We start from the raw sequence: 18296 nt of genomic DNA on the forward strand, positions 1-18296 counted from the left end.
TCAGTGTTCCCATTTTTGTTCAAGTTTTGCCGCCAGCAGCGACAGCGGCCAGCAACAGAAGAAATACAGCATAAAAATCAGGCCGTAAACCCAAAATGAAGCATTGGGTTGCGTCAGCAGCGAGTTTTCGATGATTTGCTGGCCGACTTTGACGACTTCGATGACGCCGATAAGGGAGGCGAGCGAGCTGGTTTTGATCATGCGCGTAAACAGATTGACGGCGCCGGGTAATACGCGGCGGATGCTTTGCGGCAGCTCGATGTAGTGGAATACCTGCCCGCGGCTCAGGCCGAGTGCCAGGCCTGATTCGACCTGGTGTTTTTCAATCGATTCCAATGCGCCGCGGACTAAATCGCCCATTTCGGCGATGCCCCACATGGTAAATACCCAGACGCAGACCCAAAATCCGTCGATGTGGATGCCTGTCCAGACGGATAGGCCGAAATACAGGCCGAACAGCCACACCAAAATCGGCACGATTCGGATGGTTTCGAGATAAAACCGTCCGATAAAGCGGATGAGCCGGTTGCGCGAACGCAAAACCAAGCCGAACAGCGTACCCAATACGCAGGAAGCGGTAACGGAGGCCAGGGAAATCTGCGCCGTCAACAACAGGCCTTCGCCCAAGCGCGCCGCGTTTTGTCCTTCAAACAGCCAGTCAAACACCATATTTTGCACTCCGTACGCGGTTTTCTGCCCAGCGCGCCAGAAGCGAAACGGGCAGAAGGATGATCAGGTAGCTGGCAAACAGCAGGAACAAGGCTTCGTTGGTTTTGTAGTCCATGCCGATGATGTCTTTGGTAACAAACAGCAATTCCGCAATGCCGACCGCGCTGACGATAGATGTTTCTTTCATCAAAAACAATACGTTTGCGCCGATGGCGGGGACGGCGACCGCCCATGCCTGAGGCAATTCGATATAGCGGAACACTTGAAAGCGGCTCAAACCGATGGCCTTGCCCGCTTCGATCTGCCCTTTTGGGACGGCCAGAATACCGGCGCGGATGGCTTCCGCCATGTAGCTTGCGCCCAAGAAAACCAGTGCGATTACGCCGCAGGTGAAACCGTCCCATTTAATGCCCATTTTCGGCAGGCCGTAATACAGGAAAAACAATTGGATCAGCAGGGGCGTATTGCGCGACAGCTCGATATAGGCGCGTGCCAATGCGTAGAAGGGGCGGATGCGGTATGCCGTAACCACGGCAACGGGCAGGCCGAACAGCAACGACAAAACGACGCCATATACCGACAATTCCAGCGTCAGCTTTGCCGCATCGACGAATTTGGGGATGGCATCGATCAGATAAGACCAGTTCATCAGAGTCAGACAATCAGCATGATAAAGGCAGTATTTTAACGGGTTTGTAAGGGAGTGTTAAATAATGGATAGGAATATCGATTGTGGATAAAACACAAAAAATGGAATAAGGCAAAGGCCGTCTGAAACGTTTCAGACGGCCTTGAAATGCCAAGGTTTCCGTGTCAGGCGGCAGCCGCTTTCCGTTCATGAATCAGTAAATTCAACAGGGCGGCCGCGCCTGCCAAGACTGCGTCGGCGTACCACATCCAGCCGTAATCGTTGAAGCGCGTGATGACGATGCCGCCGATGTACGAACCCAAAAAGCCGCCGATTTGGTGGCTCAACATGGTCAACCCGAAGAGGGTGGCCAAGTAGCGCGTGCCGAAAAGTTTGCCGGTAATGGCAGCGGTGGGGGCGACGGTTGCCAGCCAAGTGAAACCGAGTCCGGCGGCGAAAAGATAGAAGTTCAAATCGGTTTTAGGTGCGGCCAGATAAATCAATATCATGGCGACACGCGAAGCATATAAACCGAAGAGGACGTATTTGCCCAAAAATCTGCCGGTACACCAGCCTGAAAAAATACAGCCGGCAATGTTTGCCAAACCAATAATGGCAATGGAGGTCGAAGCGACCGTAGCGGGGAGGCCGCAAAGTGAAATTTCGGTCGGCAGGTGGGTAACCAAAAAGGCGATGTGAAAACCGCAGGTAAAGAAACCCAAATGCAGCAAGATATAGCTGCGGTTGGCGAAAGCCTTACAGACGGCCTGCTTCAGGGTTTGGCCGCCGTCGTCGGTATGGACGGTATGAGCAGCATGTTTGCCGCCGGCCAGCCACCAAGAAATCGGCAAAATCAAGATGGCAATGACTGCCCAAACATAAAATGTCCCCGTCCAGCCGACGTGGGGCAGGGTAATCAAACCTTGAACCAGCGGCGCGAACAAAAATTGCCCTGCGGACCCGCCTGCATTGACCAGGCCGGAAGCCAAGCCGCGCCGATGAGGCGGCGTTTTGGCGGCGACCTGTCCCATAATGATGGAAAATCCGCCCGAACCCGTACCGAATGCCAACAATAAACCGATACCCAGCATCAGCCCCCAATAAGTCGGTATTTGCGGCACCATCAGACAGGCGGCAATCAACAGAACCGTACCGCCGGCTAAAACCTTAAACGCGCCGAAACGGTCGGCCAACGCGCCGGACAAGGGTTGCGATATGCCCCACATCAATTGGAAAACGGCAATAATCAGGCTGAACTGGGTCATGCTCAATTCGGTCGAGTTGACGACGGGTAGGACAAAAAGTCCTAAAGTCATCCTCATGCCGATGGTAATCAGCAGGATGGAGGCGGCAGCGGCAATCAGCAGCCACAAATTGGGTAATTTGGCAGAAGAATCAGTCATGATGTTTGTGTGTGTAAGGGGCAGGGAATAAAAGCTATTTCTGCCGCTATATTATTTATGTGATTTCTCGGCGAGCCGATATATAAACGCGCGATTCTAGCATTGGGCGGAAAACGGCATAAATAACCGTTGGTTCTTTGGATATGGCAAAAAGTGATATGGCTTGAGGATGAGTAGAGAATGAAGCGGCCAAATATTCTTCGTTTGGCTCTGACGGAGCAAGCAAATTGCCGTTGAATTTTCGTTTGAGAAGAAAGGCCGTCTGAAAAGTTTCAGACGGCCTTTGTTTGACTGACTTACATCAGATGATTTCCAGAATGAAATACTGACGCAGTTTTTCGTACACATTATTTTGTACGTTGATACAACCATTGGTTATGATGCGATCGGCCACATTGGGAGAAGCGATGCGTTCCATGCGCCTTTCCTGCGGCTTGAGCGTCCATACCCTGTGTAACGCAAACAGAAAGTCATTTTCTTCTTTGAAGCCGATAACCTCGCCACCGTAACCTGGTTTGCTGGTCATCATCGGCGTCATATTGAATTTGCCTTTCGGCGTGGTCTTGCCGATCAATACCGGATGGCACTGACCGTCATCGGCAAAGCAAAGCTCCGCCTTGGCTGTATTGACCACGACTTTTTTGCGTTGGATAAAGTCGCTGACAGCATCGGCAGCGGCCAAAGAATTCAGGCCTGCCGCCAAGGCTATACCCAATAGGATCCGTTTCAAATTTGTCCTTATTGACGGATGCGTTTAGGAGCTTCTTTAATGATCTCGCGGATGATCACTTGAGGCTCTTGTTTAGGTGTAGGTGCTGGAGGAGGACATACAGCATCTTTAGGGAATACTGGATTCCAGAAGAAGCTGCGTGCAAATTTGTCTTTGTCGAAGATCACTTTGTATTGGCAAGTAGTGATGCCTTCAACGCCGGAAGTGTTTTCAGGGTCAACGCCTACGCCTGGGGTGTAGAAGTGGAACAAGTAGTCCCATTCACGCACGCCAACCATGCCTTCGTCGTAGTGAGGACGGCCGAGGATTTTGTAGATGTCGTCTTTGGTCAGACCAGGACGCATTTGATCCAGCTCATCAAAAGTCGGGAATGTACCGCGGTCTTTGTTGAAGGTCAGGGAGTAAGGTTTAGGGAAGCGTGGCTCGTCTGTAGTGCCTTCAGGAGTGATTTTGCTCTTAGTAGCACAGGCGGCCAGCAGGCCGGTAGCCAGCAGGACGAAGCCCACTTTTGCGATTTTTTTCATTTGATAATCCTTTTATTGATTTTACCAGCCGAACTTTTCAGACGGCCTGTTAGTGCCGGCAGCGAGTTTGCCGGTTTACCCAAATAATGTTGTGCTTCTTAAAGATGTACCCGACGGTTTGACAAACAGAACATCGGCACATTCCGGCAGGGCATTGCGCCTCATCTCCGTTGTATCCGCCTGAATCGGCAGAACCGTTCAGACGGCCTGACTGACATTTATTGTCACTTTGTAACAATTTCACTTCGAGTAAGGCTTGGGGTTTAGAGATGTCCGGTTTTCGATAAATCAGGTTGTATTGCGTAATACCTTGTTATCTTTGTGCTTTAGTTCATTTTGGCATTTGCCGGAGATTAGGTACTTAATCTTTCGGGTGTTATCCCTGCAAATTGTATGCCAGTTTTCCTTTATACGCATAATCTGTGTATGCCAGAATGTTGGCTTTATACAACATTCATATTAACGAACCAGAAACGGATTGTACTTTTTCTCATGCCCGATGCTGGTCATGCGGCCGTGTCCGGCTATCACTTGCGTGGTTTCGGGCAGGGTTAATAGTTTAGCGCAGATATTGTTTATGAGGTCATCATGATTGCCGCGCGGAAAATCTGTGCGACCAACGGTCTCATAAAATAAAACATCGCCTGCGACTAAAAGACCGTTTTCGGCGTTGTAAAAAACGACTTGGCCGGGAGTGTGGCCGGGAATGTGAAGGACTTGGAAACTGTGGTTGCCGACCTTGAGCGTTTCCCCTTCTTCCAGCCAGCGCGTCGGCGTGAATGACGGAGAAACGGGGAAGCCGTATTGCGCCGTTGTTTGCGGAAGGGCTTGGAGCAGGAATTCATCGTCCTTGTGCGGGCCGAAGACGGGTACGTCGCAGGTTTTCAAAAGCTCAACCACGCCGCCTGCGTGGTCAAGATGGCCGTGGGTCAGCCAAATGGCGGTCAGCTTGAGACCTTTGTTTTGGACTTGTTGCAATAAATAAGGGACGTCGCCGCCGACATCGGTCAACACGGCTTCTTTGGTTTCATCGTCCCAAATCAGCGTGCAGTTTTGACGGAAGGGGGTAACGGCGTTGATTTCAAATTGGAGTGCCATGGGTGTTCCTAGGAAATGCTTATTTAATGTTTATTTACGTTTCAGACGGTCTTTGCCTATCAAAACCTGGGCAATGAACAGCCCTCGTTTGCAAAAATAGAACATTGAGAGCTACCAGACGCTTGGCATTTCCTTAAGGCATCAGCCTCCGCAAAGCCAGGGTCTCCTGTACCTGCAAAGGCAGCCCATTTTTTACCAGACTTTCCTTGGGCAACAGCAATACAACTATTTCGAACCCAAACGTATACTTTACATGGCGCATTACTCCCTCCTCGTTCACACGTCTTAATAGCTTGTGCTTTAGCAGCTTCAAGCGATTCCATGTCAATTGCACCACCTGCTTTACCGGTCTTTGCGTTGGTTGCCCAGGCACCGTATCTTGAAGGTACATCAATATTGATAATTTCCGTAGTCCGTCTCTGTTGGTGATGACCAGACGAACCACAATTGGGATTGTAGCCATACCCACACAATGCCGAATTGTTTTGCAATGCACCTCTGGTCACGTCATATCCATAAGTATTAATGCTTGCTAGTCCTAGCAGTATAAAAAACAATTTTTTCATTTCAAATCCAATCTATTAGTTATTTAAATCTGTATCAGTTGACGTACGCCGTCATTTATAAGGTTTCCAATACATCAGGCAATTCGGCCAAGCTGTTGAGCATGGCGATATGGGGCAGGGCGGAAAGTTGTTGGGCGGTGTGCGCGCCGGTGGTAATGGCGATGGCGCGGATTTTGGCGTTGGCGGCCATTTCTAGGTCGTGGGTGGTGTCGCCGACGACGACGGCCTCTTCCGGCTCAACACCCAGTCGGTCGCAGAGGGCGAGTACCATATCGGGCGCGGGTTTGGACGGATATTCGCTAGCGCAGGCGGTTTCCAGCCAGAAGGCTTGGGTGTCGGTTTGTGCGATGGCTTTGTCTAAGCCGCTCCGCCCTTTGCCGGTCGCTACGGCAAGCCAATAGCCTTGTTGCTTCAAGCGTTGCAGGCAGGGCAGGGCTTCGGGGAACAGGGTCATGTTGCGGTTGTTGGGATTGAGGTAGTGCGCGGCATAGGTCTCAATCAGGGTTTCCTGAACGTGTTCGCTGACGTTGTGGGCAAGGCGGCGAATGATACCGGAGAGGCTGTATCCGATGAGTGGGCGGATTTGGTCGGCTTCGGGAACGGGCAGGCCGCAATCGGCAAAGCTTTGTTGAAAGGTGTGGATGATGGGGTTGGTGGTGTCGGCAAGCGTGCCGTCCCAGTCGAAAATGATGAGTTTGGGTTTCATGGGTTTCCTTTCAGACGGCCTTGAATAACTTATTATTTTAAAAGTGTATTTTGGTGTGGCTGAATTCACCAAAATACACGAATAGAACTATGGGTTACTTAATATTTTAACTTTTTCTTGATTGAATTCTTGTTCGGAAAGAATACCTTGATCTAATAATTTCTTTAAATTTACTAATTGATCATATTTTTTGTTGTTGCTTGAATTATCAATATCTTGTTTTGTCTCTGTGCAGATAAAAATAATTTCAATCCTAGGCCAATTCCCTAAGATGTGAGGAGGAGTAGATGCTCTTTCTCTAATTGCTTTCATACTTTTATTTTTTTGTTTGCAGAAAGCCTGTGCTCTTTTTTCAGCACTGTGTCTCACGGCAGTTGAAGGAGTAAATCCTGATGCTCCTTGGTGGAATATGCGATATTCTTGTTCATTATTTTCATTAACATCTAAAATAGTTTCTTTGCCTTTGTAAATGATTGCTGTATCAAAACCCGAGTTGCCCTTTTCAACGATTTGGATTCCCGATGCAGTTGTGCAACCAGCTAAAATTAATGCTAATAGAAGATAAAATTTAGACATGACGTTTCCTTATTTTGGGTTAAGTAAATCTATTTGATTTCAGACGGCCTTTTCCTGATTTTCCAACATTAAAACGAATTGCGCCAATTCTTGCGGCAGGGGGGCTTTCAGAATCAGTTTTTCGCCGGTCAGCGGATGGGCGAGGTGCAGTTCGGAAGCGTGCAGGAACATTCTTTTCAAACCGAGTTTCTGCAGGCGTTTGTTGGCTTGATAGTCGCCGTAGCGTTCGTCGCCGGCAATGGGGCAGTCTTGTGATTGCAGGTGGACGCGGATTTGGTGGGTGCGGCCGGTTTTCAGGGTGGCTTCGACAAGGGTCAGGTCGGATAGGCCGACTTGGTGCAAGAGGCCGTCTGAAAAACGGTTTAACACGCGGAAGATGGTGTGGGCGGATTGGCCGTCTTCGCTGACGCGAACCATTTTTTCGCCTTGTGCGCCGGTGTATTTGAACAGGGGGAGCTTGACGTGGAAGCGGTCGTTCGGCAGCCTGCCGACACCCAGTGCGAGATAGATTTTTTTCGGATGGTCGTTGCGGATGGCTTCGTGCAGCTTCACTAATGCGCTGCGTTTTTTGGCTATCATCAAGAGGCCGCTGGTGTCTTTGTCGAGGCGGTGGACGAGTTCGAGATAACGCGCTTCGGGACGGGCGCGGCGGATTTGTTCGATAACGCCGAAGCTCACTCCGCTGCCGCCGTGGACGGCAACGCCGGACGGTTTGTTGATGACCAAAAGCGCATCGTCTTCGTAAACGATGTCAAACTCGCGTGCGGGCGCGGCCTGGCTTTCAGACGGCCTTTGTTTTTCGGCGGTGCGTATCGGCGGAATGCGGACGGTATCGCCTGCCTGAATGCGGTTGTCGGGTTTGCAGCGTTTTTTGTTCAGCCGCACTTCGCCGGCGCGGATGATGCGGTGGATATGGCTTTTCGGGACGCCTTTGAGGATTTTTATCAGATAGTTATCAAGGCGTTGGCCTTCCTCGTGTTCGGCAACGGCAATCAGGCTGACTGAATCTTTGCGTATTGCGTGCATTTTCTCTATAATCCCAAACGTCCGTTTCGGGACTCGAACCTGCCGTCGCAGGCCGTCTGAAACGGATTTATTGTTAAAACGAGATTTTATATTAAAAACGCACTCCGCAAAGCATTTCCTTGTGTTTGTTCAAAGCCGGCAAACGCAATCCCGTAATTAAGTTTGAATTGAACCTGCCGTCCGGCCGGGCGTAAGACGCAGTCCGCGCAGCACCGTCCGAAATTACCGGCGCTACGATAATAAGAAGATGTAGGCTGCCTTCATTTTGTCCGAAACATCAGCATTCGGACGGCAGCGGAACCATCAACCTTTCCGCCGCATTGTTCTTTATTTCCTTCTTTATCCGAATCCGTCCGCACATGGCTTGAGTTCAAGCATGCAACCTTGCGGATTTCAAATCAAAAACTGGTTACACAGGGGTTTCCCCATCTTGCCTTTGCAGAGTGCCAACCGGACAGACAGGCCGTCTGAAAAAGATATTCACAAATCAAACGGCCGCTGTTCACGAGGTGACTATGAAAAGAATGTTATTCAACGCAACGCAGGCCGAAGAGCTGCGCGTTGCCATTGTCGATGGCCAAAACCTTTTGGACTTGGACATTGAAACGCTGGGCAAAGAACAGCGTAAAGGCAATATCTACAAAGGTATCATTACCCGCATCGAGCCGTCGCTGGAAGCGTGTTTCGTCGATTACGGAACCGACCGCCACGGCTTTTTGCCGTTTAAGGAAGTGTCGCGCTCATATTTCCGCGACTACGAAGGCGGCAGGGCGCGTATTCAGGACGTGCTCAAAGAAGGTATGGAAGTCATCGTCCAAGTCGAAAAAGACGAGCGCGGCAACAAAGGCGCGGCACTGACTACCTTCATCAGCCTGGCCGGCCGCTATTTGGTATTGATGCCGAACAATCCGCGCGGCGGCGGCGTATCCCGCCGTATCGAAGGCGAAGAGCGCCAAGAGTTGAAAGCCGCCATGGCAGAACTCGACATTCCAAACGGCATGAGCATCATTGCCCGCACCGCCGGCATCGGCCGCAGCGCGGAAGAGTTGGAATGGGATTTGAACTACCTCAAGCAACTCTGGCAAGCCATTGAAGAAGCAGGCAAAGCGCATCATGACCCTTACCTGCTCTTTATGGAAAGCTCGCTGCTGATTCGTGCGATTCGCGACTATTTCCGTCCCGACATCGGCGAGATTTTGGTGGACAATCAAGAAGTTTACGACCAAGTTGCCGAGTTCATGAGCTACGTCATGCCGAGCAATGTAGGCCGTCTGAAACTCTATCAAGATCACACGCCGTTGTTCTCCCGCTTCCAAATCGAACACCAAATCGAAAGCGCGTTCTCACGCAGCGTCAGCCTGCCGTCAGGTGGCGCGATTGTGATCGACCACACCGAAGCCCTGGTTTCCATCGACGTCAACTCTGCCCGCGCCACACGCGGTTCGGACATCGAAGACACCGCGTTCAAAACCAATATGGAAGCCGCCGAAGAAGTCGCCCGCCAAATGCGCCTGCGCGACTTGGGCGGTTTGGTCGTCATCGACTTCATCGACATGGAAAACCCCAAGCACCAGCGCGATGTTGAAAACGTCCTGCGCGACGCGCTCAAAAAAGACCGCGCCCGCGTGCAAATGGGCAAACTCTCCCGTTTCGGCCTTTTGGAATTGAGCCGTCAACGTTTGAAACCGGCTTTGGGCGAAAGCAGTCATGTTGCGTGTCCGCGCTGCGCCGGTACCGGCGTCATCCGCGGCATCGAATCCACCGCCCTGCACGTTTTGCGCATCATTCAAGAAGAAGCAATGAAAGACAACACCGGCGAAGTACGCGCACAAGTGCCTGTCGATGTTGCCACCTTCCTGTTGAACGAAAAACGCGCCGAGCTGTTTGCGATGGAAGAGCGTTTGGATGTAAACGTCGTCCTGATTCCAAACATCCACTTGGAAAACCCGCACTACGAAATCAACCGCATCCGCATCGATGACGTAGAAGAAGACGGCGAACCGAGCTACAAACGCGTTGCCGAGCCGGAAGAAGACGAATCCGCCAAACCTTTCGGCAGCGAAAAAGCCAAAGCGGCTCGTCCTGAGCCTGCCGTCAAAGGCGTGCGCCATACCCAGCCTGCGCCGACTGTCGCCCCTGAGAAAAAAGCCTCTTGGTGGGACAGCTTCAAAGCCTGGTTGAAACGCATTTTCGGCGGCGAGCCTGCGCCTGCCGCAGTTGCGCAAGAGCCTGCCGAGAAACGCACGGCAAACAACCGCGGCCAAAACGGCAACCGCCGTTCGAGCAGCCGCCGTCAAAATCCGCGCCGCAACAACAAACACGACGGCAGCAAAGTCGAAGTGCGCGAAGTAGGTGCCGAAGCCGCCGACAGTAAGTTTGAAGAAAGCAAATCAAACGAAAGCCGCAACGACGAGCGTAAAGAAAGCCGCCGCAGCCGCAACCGCAACAACCGCCGCGATGAGCGCAACAACGAGCGTAACCGTATTGAGGAAGCGGTTGAGGACGTAAACGTTCAAGAAGTGGCCGCACTGGCTGAGATGCCGTCTGAAAACCAAGCGGAACAAAACGGCAATAAACGCCGCCGCAACAACGGCCGTAACGAGCGCAACCGTAACCAATATGCGGAAAGTCATGTTGAAGACGCAAACGTTCAAGCCGATGGCGAACAGGCGCAAGCGGAAGCGGACGACAACGCCCGCAGCGAAGAGGGTGTGAAAAACAACGGCCGTCAAGGACGCGAGCGCAACAACCGTCAGCGCAACAACCGCAACGACCGCCGTTCAAACAGCAAAAAACGCAATATTCCGTCTTCGGCAAAAATCGAGCAATACCTGAACATTACCGACACCGCCGACAAAGTCCTCTTTGCCGTGGCGCATGTTTTGGGTTTGAACGAAACCGCCGAAACTGAAAATGTGCCTTTGCCGCAGGAAGATGATCATGCCGAGCCGCTGGTGATTGTGGTATCCGAGCCTGAAGTTGCCAGCGCAGAGCCATTCGTATTTGCCATTGAAAGCGAAGACGAACCTGCCGTCGCGAAAGCCGAAAGCGCCGATGCCGAGCAAGCCCTGTTGGCTTCTGCGGTCAGCAACGTCAAAGAAGCTATTTCCGCAGTATTGTCTCCGAATGAAACTGCCGTTGCAGAAGTCGCAGAACCGGTTGAAGCGGCAACTGAAACTGTGGCAACGCAAACTGAGGCCGTAGCTGAAAAAGCGCTTGTTGCCGCTGTTTTGCCGGAAGGTTTGGGCGATTTGATCTTCGTTGAAACCGATCCGAAAGCCGTTGCCGCTTTTGCCGCGCAGCCACAGCCCGAACCGGTTGCCAAAACACGCCGTTCGGATGTGCCTAAAGTAGAAGTGGAAGACGTAGCAGTCGAAATGATTTTGGTGGAAACACGCAAAGACTAAGATTGGTTTTCCAGTTAAAAGCCCGATGTTGAACGCATCGGGCTTTTTATTGGTTGGGAGGAGTGAGCCACTTATTTTTTGTGTTTGCCATGAGTGGTTGCTTCATGGTTAAAAAGCAGGATAGCGCTGAGAAAGGGAGGGGTGTGATTCTTTCAATGGGAAGGGCTTGACGATAAATAGATCGGTATGAAAAAAGGCCGTCTGAAATGGTTTCAGACGGCCTTAGTTTGTGTGTATGTTTGGGTATTGTGATTATTTTTTGTTCAGAGAGTCACGGATTTCGCGCAACAACAGAACTTCTTCGCTAGGCTCTGCCGGTGCTTCTTCAGTAGGAGCTTCGGTTTTTTTCACAGAGTTGATGGCTTTAACCACGCAGAAGATGGCAGCGGCGATGATCAGGAAGCTGATCACGGTGTTGATGAACAGACCGATATTCAGGGTAACGGCACCGGCTGCTTGAGCGGCCGCCAGGTTGGCGTAACCTTCTGCAGGAGCGGCTTGTGCGCCGTCTTTCAACGTAATGAACAGGTTGGAGAAATCAACGCCGCCGATCAACAGGCCGATAGGGGGCATGATTACGTCGTCAACCAATGATTTGACGATGCCGCTGAATGCTGTACCGACAACCATACCGACTGCGAGGTCGATCACGTTGCCACGCATAATAAATTCTTTAAATTCTGAAGCGATTGACATAATTAATCTCCTGTATGTGTTTGAGTCAAAATCAGATGTAGTTCAATAAAACGGCAGGCATATTAACGCTTTATCGGTTAAGAAAATTTCAATAATGTTAAATTTTGTATTTCATGCTAAAAATGCCCGGCTTCTATGCCTTCTGTATGAAAAACAGGCCGTCTGAATTTTTTTTGTTACTTTTTTGCACCACTTTTATCCGTGGCTAAGTATCAGATAATATGAATGTTATCTTTAGAATCAATGCTCTATCGAAAATTCAGATTGAGGTGGAATGATAATATAATAATGTTGAAAACATAGTCGTTGAAAGCCTGTAAAGTTAATGTTTCGTATCCGTATTTGACTTTCAGACGGCCTTTTGGGTTATGCAGTTATTCAAGCCATAATGTAACGGCCATAAAAAACGCACTTTCATGATGAAAGTGCGTTTGGTGTGTAAACCGTTTAGTTCTCTTCGTCGTTCAGCGCGTTGATGCTGTAACCGCCGTCAACGTAGGTAATCTCGCCGGTGATGCCGGAAGCGAGGTCAGACAGCAGGAAGGCGGCTGTGTTGCCGACTTCTTCGGTGGTAACGTTGCGGCCCAGCGGGTTGTGGGAAGCGACATGCCCCAAGAGTTTGCTGAAATCGGCGATGCCGGAAGCGGCCAGGGTTTTGATCGGGCCTGCGGAGATGCCGTTGCAGCGGATGCCTTCTTTGCCCAGGCAGGCGGCGGTGAAGCGGATGCCGGCTTCGAGGCTGGCTTTGGCCATGCCCATAACGTTGTAGTTAGGAATGGCACGAACGGCACCCAAGTAGCTCAGGGCGACGATTGCGGCGTTGCGGCCCTGCATCATCGGACGGGCGGCTTTGGCCAGCGCAGGCAGGCTGTATGCGGAGATTTCGTGAGCGGTGTTGAACGCTTCGCGGCTGATGCTGTCGAGGAAGTCGCCGCTCAAGGCTTCTTTGGGGGCGAAGCCGATGGAGTGGACGAGGCCGTCCAAGCCGTCCCAATGTTTGCTCAAGTCAACGAACACTTGGTTGATTTCGTCGTCGCTGGCAACGTCGCAGCGGAACACGAGTTCGGAGCCGAGTTCGGCCGCCATTTTACGGACACGCTCTTCCAGTTTGTCGACAACGTAGGTGAATGCCAATTCCGCGCCTTGTTCGCGGCAGGCTTTGGCGATGCCGTAAGCGATGGAACGCTCGGAGATCATGCCGGTAATCAGAATTTTTTTGCCTTGCAAAAAGCCCATTTTCTTATCCTTTAGCAGTGGTATTGCGGTTGCATTAAACTGCGCATTATAGCAAAAACCGCTGTTTCGGCATAGAAAACAACGGATAACCCTTTGTCTTGCCTCAAATAGGGATAAGGTTTTCTGTCAAGGCCGTCTGAAACCTGACGGAACGGCGGCAAAACGTTATACTTGATGGTGTTAATGACCGATGTTTCAGGAGGAAACCATGCCCGAGCAAAACCGCATTCTCTGCCGGGAACTCAGCCTGTTGGCGTTTAACCGTCGTGTACTGGCTCAGGCGCAGGATACGAAAGTTCCTTTGTTGGAGCGTTTGCGTTTTTTGTGCATTGTTTCTTCCAATTTGGACGAATTTTTTGAAGTGCGCATGGCGTGGTTGAAACGCGAAAACAAACTGCGTCCGCATCAACTGCTCGACAACGGTAAAACCGCAGCCGAAACCATTGAGGCGGTGGCAAAAGAGGCGCAGGCGCTGATCCGCGAGCAATATGATTTGTTTAATAATGTGCTTCAGCCCGAACTTGACCGTGCAGGCATTCATTTTTACCGCCGCCGCAATTGGACGGCCGCGCAGAAAAAATGGATCGAAAACTATTTCGACAACGAGCTGTTGCCCATTCTCACCCCCATCGGCCTCGATCCTTCGCACCCGTTCCCGCGCCCGTTAAACAAATCGCTTAATTTTGCCGTCGAACTCGAAGGTACGGATGCGTTCGGCCGTCCGTCCGGAATGGCGATTGTGCAGGCGCCGCGCATTTTGCCGCGCGTCGTCCCCATGCCGTCTGAAATTTGCGGCGGCGATGCAGGCTTTGTGTTCTTGTCTTCGATTTTGCACGCCCATGTCGGTAAACTCTTTCCTGGCATGAAGGTTAAAGACTGCCATCAATTCCGCCTCACGCGCGACAGCGATTTGACGGTGGATGAAGAAGATTTGAAAAACCTGCGTGCCGCGATTCAAAACGAATTGCACGACCGCGAATACGGCGACGGCGTGCGCTTGGAAGTGGCGGATACTTGCCCGGCATACATTCACGATTTCCTGCTCGCCCAGTTCAAGCTGACCTCTACCGAGCTGTATCAGGTCAAAGGGCCGGTCAATTTGGTGCGCCTCAATGCCGTCCCCGATTTGGTGGACAGGCCGGATTTGAAGTTTCCACCGCGCAATGCAGGCCGTCTGAAAGCCTTACGTAAAAACGGCTCCGTGTTCAAGCTGGTCAAACAGTCGCCGATTTTGCTGCACCACCCGTATCAGTCTTTCGATCCGGTTGTCCAAATGATACGCGAGGCCGCTGCCGATCCGGATGTGTTGGCCGTCAAAATGACCATCTACCGCACCGGCAGCAATTCCGAGCTTGTGCGCGCATTGATGAAGGCCGCGCTGGCGGGTAAACAAGTTACCGTCGTCGTTGAACTGATGGCGCGTTTTGACGAAGCCAACAACGTCAACTGGGCGAAACAGCTGGAAGAGGCAGGCGCACACGTCGTGTACGGCGTATTCGGCTACAAAGTCCATGCCAAAATGGCTTTGGTTATCCGCCGCGAAGACGGTGTGCTCAAGCGTTATGCCCACCTCGGTACCGGCAACTACCACCAAGGCACATCGCGCATTTACACCGACTTTGGCATCATTACCGCCGACGAACAAATCACTGCCGATGTGAACACCCTGTTTATGGAAATCACAGGCTTGGGCAAGCCGGGCCGTCTGAACAAGCTCTATCAAAGTCCTTTTACCCTGCACAAAATGGTCATCGACCGCATCAAGCAGGAAACCGAACACGCCAAAGCCGGTAAACCGGCGCGGATTACCGCCAAGATGAATTCCCTCATCGAACCGAGTGTGATTGATGCGTTGTATCAGGCCAGCGCGGCAGGCGTACAAATCGACCTGATTGTGCGCGGTATGTGTACTTTGCGCCCGGGTGTAAAAGGCTTGTCCGAAAACATCCGCGTCCGTTCCATTATTGGCCGCCAACTTGAACATTCGCGCGTATATTGCTTCCATAACAACGGCGCAGACGATACCTTTATCTCCAGTGCCGACTGGATGGGTCGTAACTTCTTCCGCCGTATTGAAGTCGCCACGCCGATTACCACGCCCGAACTCAAAGAACGCGTGATTCGCGAAGGTTTGGAAATGGCCTTGGAAGACAATACCCAGGCTTGGCTGATGCAGCCTGACGGCAGTTACGTCCGTACCCAGCCGCAAGACGGCGAGCCTGCGTTTGGTTTGCAGGAAGGTTTGTGGAAAATATACGGACGTTGAATTGAATAATGTCTCAGGCCGTCTGAAATGCAGGTTTCGGACGGCCTTTTTTGATTTTGCCGTTATAATTCCGTTTCCCAATCTTTCAGACGGCCTTTTTCTATGAAATCTTACCCCGATTCCTATCTCCATTTCGAAAACCTCGACGCTCCCGAAACGCAAAACTTCGCTGCTGAAGCGCATGCCGAAACGCGCGCGCGTTTTTTAGAAAACGACAAAGCACGCGAATTGTCTGACGGCATTTTGGCGCAGATGCAGGACACGCGGCAGATTCCGTTTTGTCAGGAACACCGCGCACGGATGTACCACTTCCATCAGGACGCGGAATATCCGAAGGGCGTGTACCGCGTGTGTACGGCGGCGACTTACCGTTCGGGCTATCCCGAGTGGAAAATCCTGTTTTCGGTGGCGGATTTCGACGAATTGCTCGGCGACGATGTGTATTTGGGCGGCGTGTCGCACTTGGTGGAAAAGCCCAACCGCGCGCTGTTGACCTTGAGCAAATCGGGCGGCGATACGGCGTATACGCTGGAAGTGGATTTGGAAGCAGGGGAATTGGTAGAAGGCGGTTTTCACTTTCCGGCAGGCAAAAACCATGTGTCGTGGCGCGATGAAAACAGCGTGTGGGTGTGTCCGGCTTGGGACGAACGCCAGTTGACCGAATCGGGCTATCCGCGTGAAGTGTGGCTGGTGGAGCGCGGCAAAAGTTTTGAGGAAAGCCTGCCGGTGTATCAAATCGATAAAGGCGCGATGATGGTGAACGCGTGGCGTTATCTCGATCCGCAGGGTTCGCCGATTGATTTGATTGAAGCGTCGGACGGTTTTTACACCAAAACCTATTTGCAGGTGTCGGCCGAAGGCGAGGCGAAACCGTTAAACCTGCCCAACGATTGCGACGTAGTTGGCTATCTGGCCGGACATCTTTTACTGACGTTGCGTAAAGACTGGAACCGCGCGAATCAAAGCTATCCGAGCGGCGCGCTGGTGGCGGTGAAGCTGAATCGGGGTGAACTCGGGGCGGCGCAGCTTTTGTTTGCGCCCGATGAAACGCAGGCATTGGAAAGCGTGGAAACGACCAAGCGTTTTGTGGTGGCGAGCCTTTTGGAAAATGTACAAGGCCGTCTGAAAGCGTGGCGCTTTACCGATGGTAAATGGCAGGAAGTCGAGTTGCCGCGCCTGCCTTCGGGCGCGTTGGAAATGACCGACCAACCGTGGGGCGGAGACGTGGTTTACCTTGCCGCCAGCGATTTCACCACGCCGCTGACGCTGTTTGCGCTGGATTTGAACGTGATGGAACTGACCGTCATGCGCCGTCAGCCGCAGCAGTTTGTTTCAGACGGCATCGAAGTGCAACAGTTTTGGACGACTTCGGCCGACGGCGAGCGCATTCCTTATTTCCACGTCGGCAAAAACGCCGCCCCCGACACGCCGACTTTGGTTTATGCCTACGGCGGTTTCGGCATTCCCGAATTGCCGCATTATCTGGGCAGCGTCGGCAAATATTGGCTGGAAGAGGGCAATGCCTTCGTGTTGGCGAACATACGCGGCGGCGGCGAGTTCGGTCCGCGTTGGCATCAGGCGGCGCAAGGCGTAAGCAAACACAAAAGCGTCGACGATTTGCTTGCCGTCGTGCGCGATTTGTCCGAACGTGGCATGAGTTCGCCCAAACACATCGGTTTGCAGGGCGGCAGCAACGGCGGCCTAATTACCGCCGCCGCCTTCGTGCGCGAACCGCAAAGCATAGGTGCGCTGGTGTGCGAAGTGCCGCTGACCGATATGATCCGCTATCCGCTGCTGTCCGCCGGTTCAAGCTGGACGGACGAATACGGCAACCCGCAGAAATACGAAGTCTGCAAACGCTGGCTGGGCGAATTGTCGCCGTATCACAATCTTTCAGACGGCATCAATTATCCGCCCGCGCTTATTACCACCAGCCTCAGCGACGACCGCGTCCATCCCGCCCACGCGCTCAAATTCTACGCCAAACTGCGCGAAACCTCCCCACGATCTTGGCTCTACTCGCCCGACGGCGGCGGCCATACCGGCAACGGCACGCAACGCGAATCCGCCGACGAACTCGCCTGCGTGTTGCTGTTTTTGAAAGAATTTTTGGGGTAGAAGCAAGCAGCAGGACTGACCGTTTTGTAAAGTTGAGAAACAAAATACTCTTGTTTCGGCAAGTGAAAAGAAGGCCGTCTGAAAAACGAATATTAAAGTTTTTCAGACGGCCTTCTTTTCTTTTAACTTTCAACATATCCCGATAAAATGGACACTTTGTAAGTGATCATCGATGGAAGACGCAATTATGGCAACCGAGCCGAAGAATTATACACGATTTAGAAAATAATTTCAAACAAAACAATATATTAAAACTCAAACAAATCTTTCCCGAAGTCTTTTGCGAAGACCAAATCGACTTTGAGAAACTCAAACTCGTCCTTGGCGCAGAAAACCTTGCCGGTGTGGGCGAACGTTATCAACTCGATGCTGTAGAAACTAGTAGCGTTGTTTACAGTATTTCCAGGAGAATACTGAAACATGAACATGCACAAAAACACCCATCTCACCCCGTCTCTGGATTTGGATATCCTCAACGGCATCATGCGCCAAGCCGTGTTGCAGCAGCTGCAAACCTACTTGGGCGCGGACACTATCATCGAAACACACATCACCCGCGACATGCTCGAACGCGCAGAAAAAATCCGCCTCTCCAACGCCTTGAGAGGCGTGTTTGAGGCGGATTTGGTGTACTAGGAACAATCAAT

17 protein-coding genes are annotated in these 18296 nt (G+C 51.7%); 4 read left to right on the forward strand and 13 right to left on the reverse strand.

Annotated features, from left to right (window positions below):
- The 10 genes from HMPREF2596_RS01315 to HMPREF2596_RS01360 all read right to left on the reverse strand — a co-directional run bounded on the left by HMPREF2596_RS01315 (window position 1) and on the right by HMPREF2596_RS01360 (window position 7926).
- Window positions 1-669 carry an amino acid ABC transporter permease gene (locus HMPREF2596_RS01315; protein ID WP_070849038.1) on the reverse strand — a complete coding sequence of 223 codons (669 nt, stop codon included), beginning with the start codon at window positions 667-669 and terminating at the stop codon, window positions 1-3.
- Window positions 659-1318 (reverse strand): amino acid ABC transporter permease, encoded by a 660-nt coding sequence (locus tag HMPREF2596_RS01320; RefSeq protein WP_049349384.1) that lies wholly within the window; start codon window positions 1316-1318, stop codon window positions 659-661. The genes HMPREF2596_RS01315 and HMPREF2596_RS01320 overlap by 11 nt, the downstream gene beginning before the upstream one ends.
- Before the next feature lie 164 nt (window positions 1319-1482).
- Entirely contained in the window at window positions 1483-2700 is a 1218-nt protein-coding gene (locus tag HMPREF2596_RS01325; RefSeq protein WP_070849040.1) for an MFS transporter, read from the reverse strand.
- A 301-nt stretch (window positions 2701-3001) separates the two neighbouring features.
- Entirely contained in the window at window positions 3002-3430 is a 429-nt protein-coding gene (locus HMPREF2596_RS01330) for a L,D-transpeptidase (protein ID WP_070849042.1), read from the reverse strand.
- Between the two features lie 8 nt (window positions 3431-3438).
- The gene (locus HMPREF2596_RS01335; RefSeq protein ID WP_049332857.1) at window positions 3439-3954 is read right to left on the reverse strand and encodes an outer membrane protein assembly factor BamE; all 516 of its coding nucleotides are present in this window, start codon (window positions 3952-3954) and stop codon (window positions 3439-3441) included.
- Window positions 3955-4413: 459 nt separating this feature from the next.
- Window positions 4414-5052 carry an MBL fold metallo-hydrolase gene (locus HMPREF2596_RS01340; RefSeq protein WP_070849044.1) on the reverse strand — a complete coding sequence of 213 codons (639 nt, stop codon included), beginning with the start codon at window positions 5050-5052 and terminating at the stop codon, window positions 4414-4416.
- Window positions 5053-5111: 59 nt separating this feature from the next.
- The gene (locus HMPREF2596_RS10810) at window positions 5112-5618 is read right to left on the reverse strand and encodes a DUF4189 domain-containing protein (protein WP_083324963.1); all 507 of its coding nucleotides are present in this window, start codon (window positions 5616-5618) and stop codon (window positions 5112-5114) included.
- Between the two features lie 55 nt (window positions 5619-5673).
- Window positions 5674-6324 (reverse strand): HAD-IA family hydrolase, encoded by a 651-nt coding sequence (locus HMPREF2596_RS01350; protein WP_070849047.1) that lies wholly within the window; start codon window positions 6322-6324, stop codon window positions 5674-5676.
- 87 nt (window positions 6325-6411) lie between these two features.
- On the reverse strand, window positions 6412-6900 hold the full coding sequence (locus HMPREF2596_RS01355; RefSeq protein ID WP_070849049.1) for an SHOCT domain-containing protein: 489 nt from the start codon (window positions 6898-6900) through the stop codon (window positions 6412-6414).
- A gap of 39 nt (window positions 6901-6939) precedes the next feature.
- Window positions 6940-7926: an RluA family pseudouridine synthase gene (locus HMPREF2596_RS01360; RefSeq protein ID WP_070849050.1), complete on the reverse strand. Its 987-nt coding sequence runs from the start codon at window positions 7924-7926 to the stop codon at window positions 6940-6942.
- A 515-nt stretch (window positions 7927-8441) separates the two neighbouring features.
- Here HMPREF2596_RS01360 and HMPREF2596_RS01365 point away from each other — a divergent pair.
- A complete protein-coding gene (locus HMPREF2596_RS01365; protein ID WP_070849052.1) occupies window positions 8442-11333 on the forward strand; it encodes an Rne/Rng family ribonuclease in 2892 nt (963 codons plus the stop codon).
- 252 nt (window positions 11334-11585) lie between these two features.
- Here HMPREF2596_RS01365 and mscL read toward each other — a convergent pair whose 3' ends face one another.
- Window positions 11586-12029 carry a large conductance mechanosensitive channel protein MscL gene (gene mscL, locus HMPREF2596_RS01370; protein ID WP_070849054.1) on the reverse strand — a complete coding sequence of 148 codons (444 nt, stop codon included), beginning with the start codon at window positions 12027-12029 and terminating at the stop codon, window positions 11586-11588.
- 447 nt (window positions 12030-12476) lie between these two features.
- Window positions 12477-13265: an enoyl-ACP reductase FabI gene (fabI, locus tag HMPREF2596_RS01375; protein WP_070849056.1), complete on the reverse strand. Its 789-nt coding sequence runs from the start codon at window positions 13263-13265 to the stop codon at window positions 12477-12479.
- A 208-nt stretch (window positions 13266-13473) separates the two neighbouring features.
- Here fabI and ppk1 point away from each other — a divergent pair, with 208 nt between their 5' ends.
- Complete coding sequence (ppk1, locus tag HMPREF2596_RS01380; RefSeq protein WP_070849137.1) at window positions 13474-15531, forward strand: polyphosphate kinase 1; 2058 nt, start codon at window positions 13474-13476, stop codon at window positions 15529-15531.
- 102 nt (window positions 15532-15633) lie between these two features.
- Window positions 15634-17649, forward strand: a complete 2016-nt coding sequence (locus HMPREF2596_RS01385) for a prolyl oligopeptidase family serine peptidase (protein ID WP_070849058.1) — start codon at window positions 15634-15636, stop codon at window positions 17647-17649.
- 248 nt (window positions 17650-17897) lie between these two features.
- Here HMPREF2596_RS01385 and HMPREF2596_RS01390 read toward each other — a convergent pair whose 3' ends face one another.
- Window positions 17898-18071 carry a DNA topoisomerase gene (locus tag HMPREF2596_RS01390; RefSeq protein ID WP_079454256.1) on the reverse strand — a complete coding sequence of 58 codons (174 nt, stop codon included), beginning with the start codon at window positions 18069-18071 and terminating at the stop codon, window positions 17898-17900.
- On the opposite strand from HMPREF2596_RS01390, the gene HMPREF2596_RS01395 reads away from it, so the two are divergent.
- Complete coding sequence (locus HMPREF2596_RS01395) at window positions 18070-18285, forward strand: aminotransferase class IV (protein ID WP_254345395.1); 216 nt, start codon at window positions 18070-18072, stop codon at window positions 18283-18285. The two genes, HMPREF2596_RS01390 and HMPREF2596_RS01395, sit on opposite strands and share 2 nt — an antisense overlap.
- Window positions 18286-18296: the final 11 nt, after the last annotated feature.

Origin of the sequence: Neisseria sp. HMSC078C12, from assembly GCF_001838065.1 — a bacterium.
Taxonomy (GTDB): Bacteria; Pseudomonadota; Gammaproteobacteria; order Burkholderiales; family Neisseriaceae; genus Neisseria.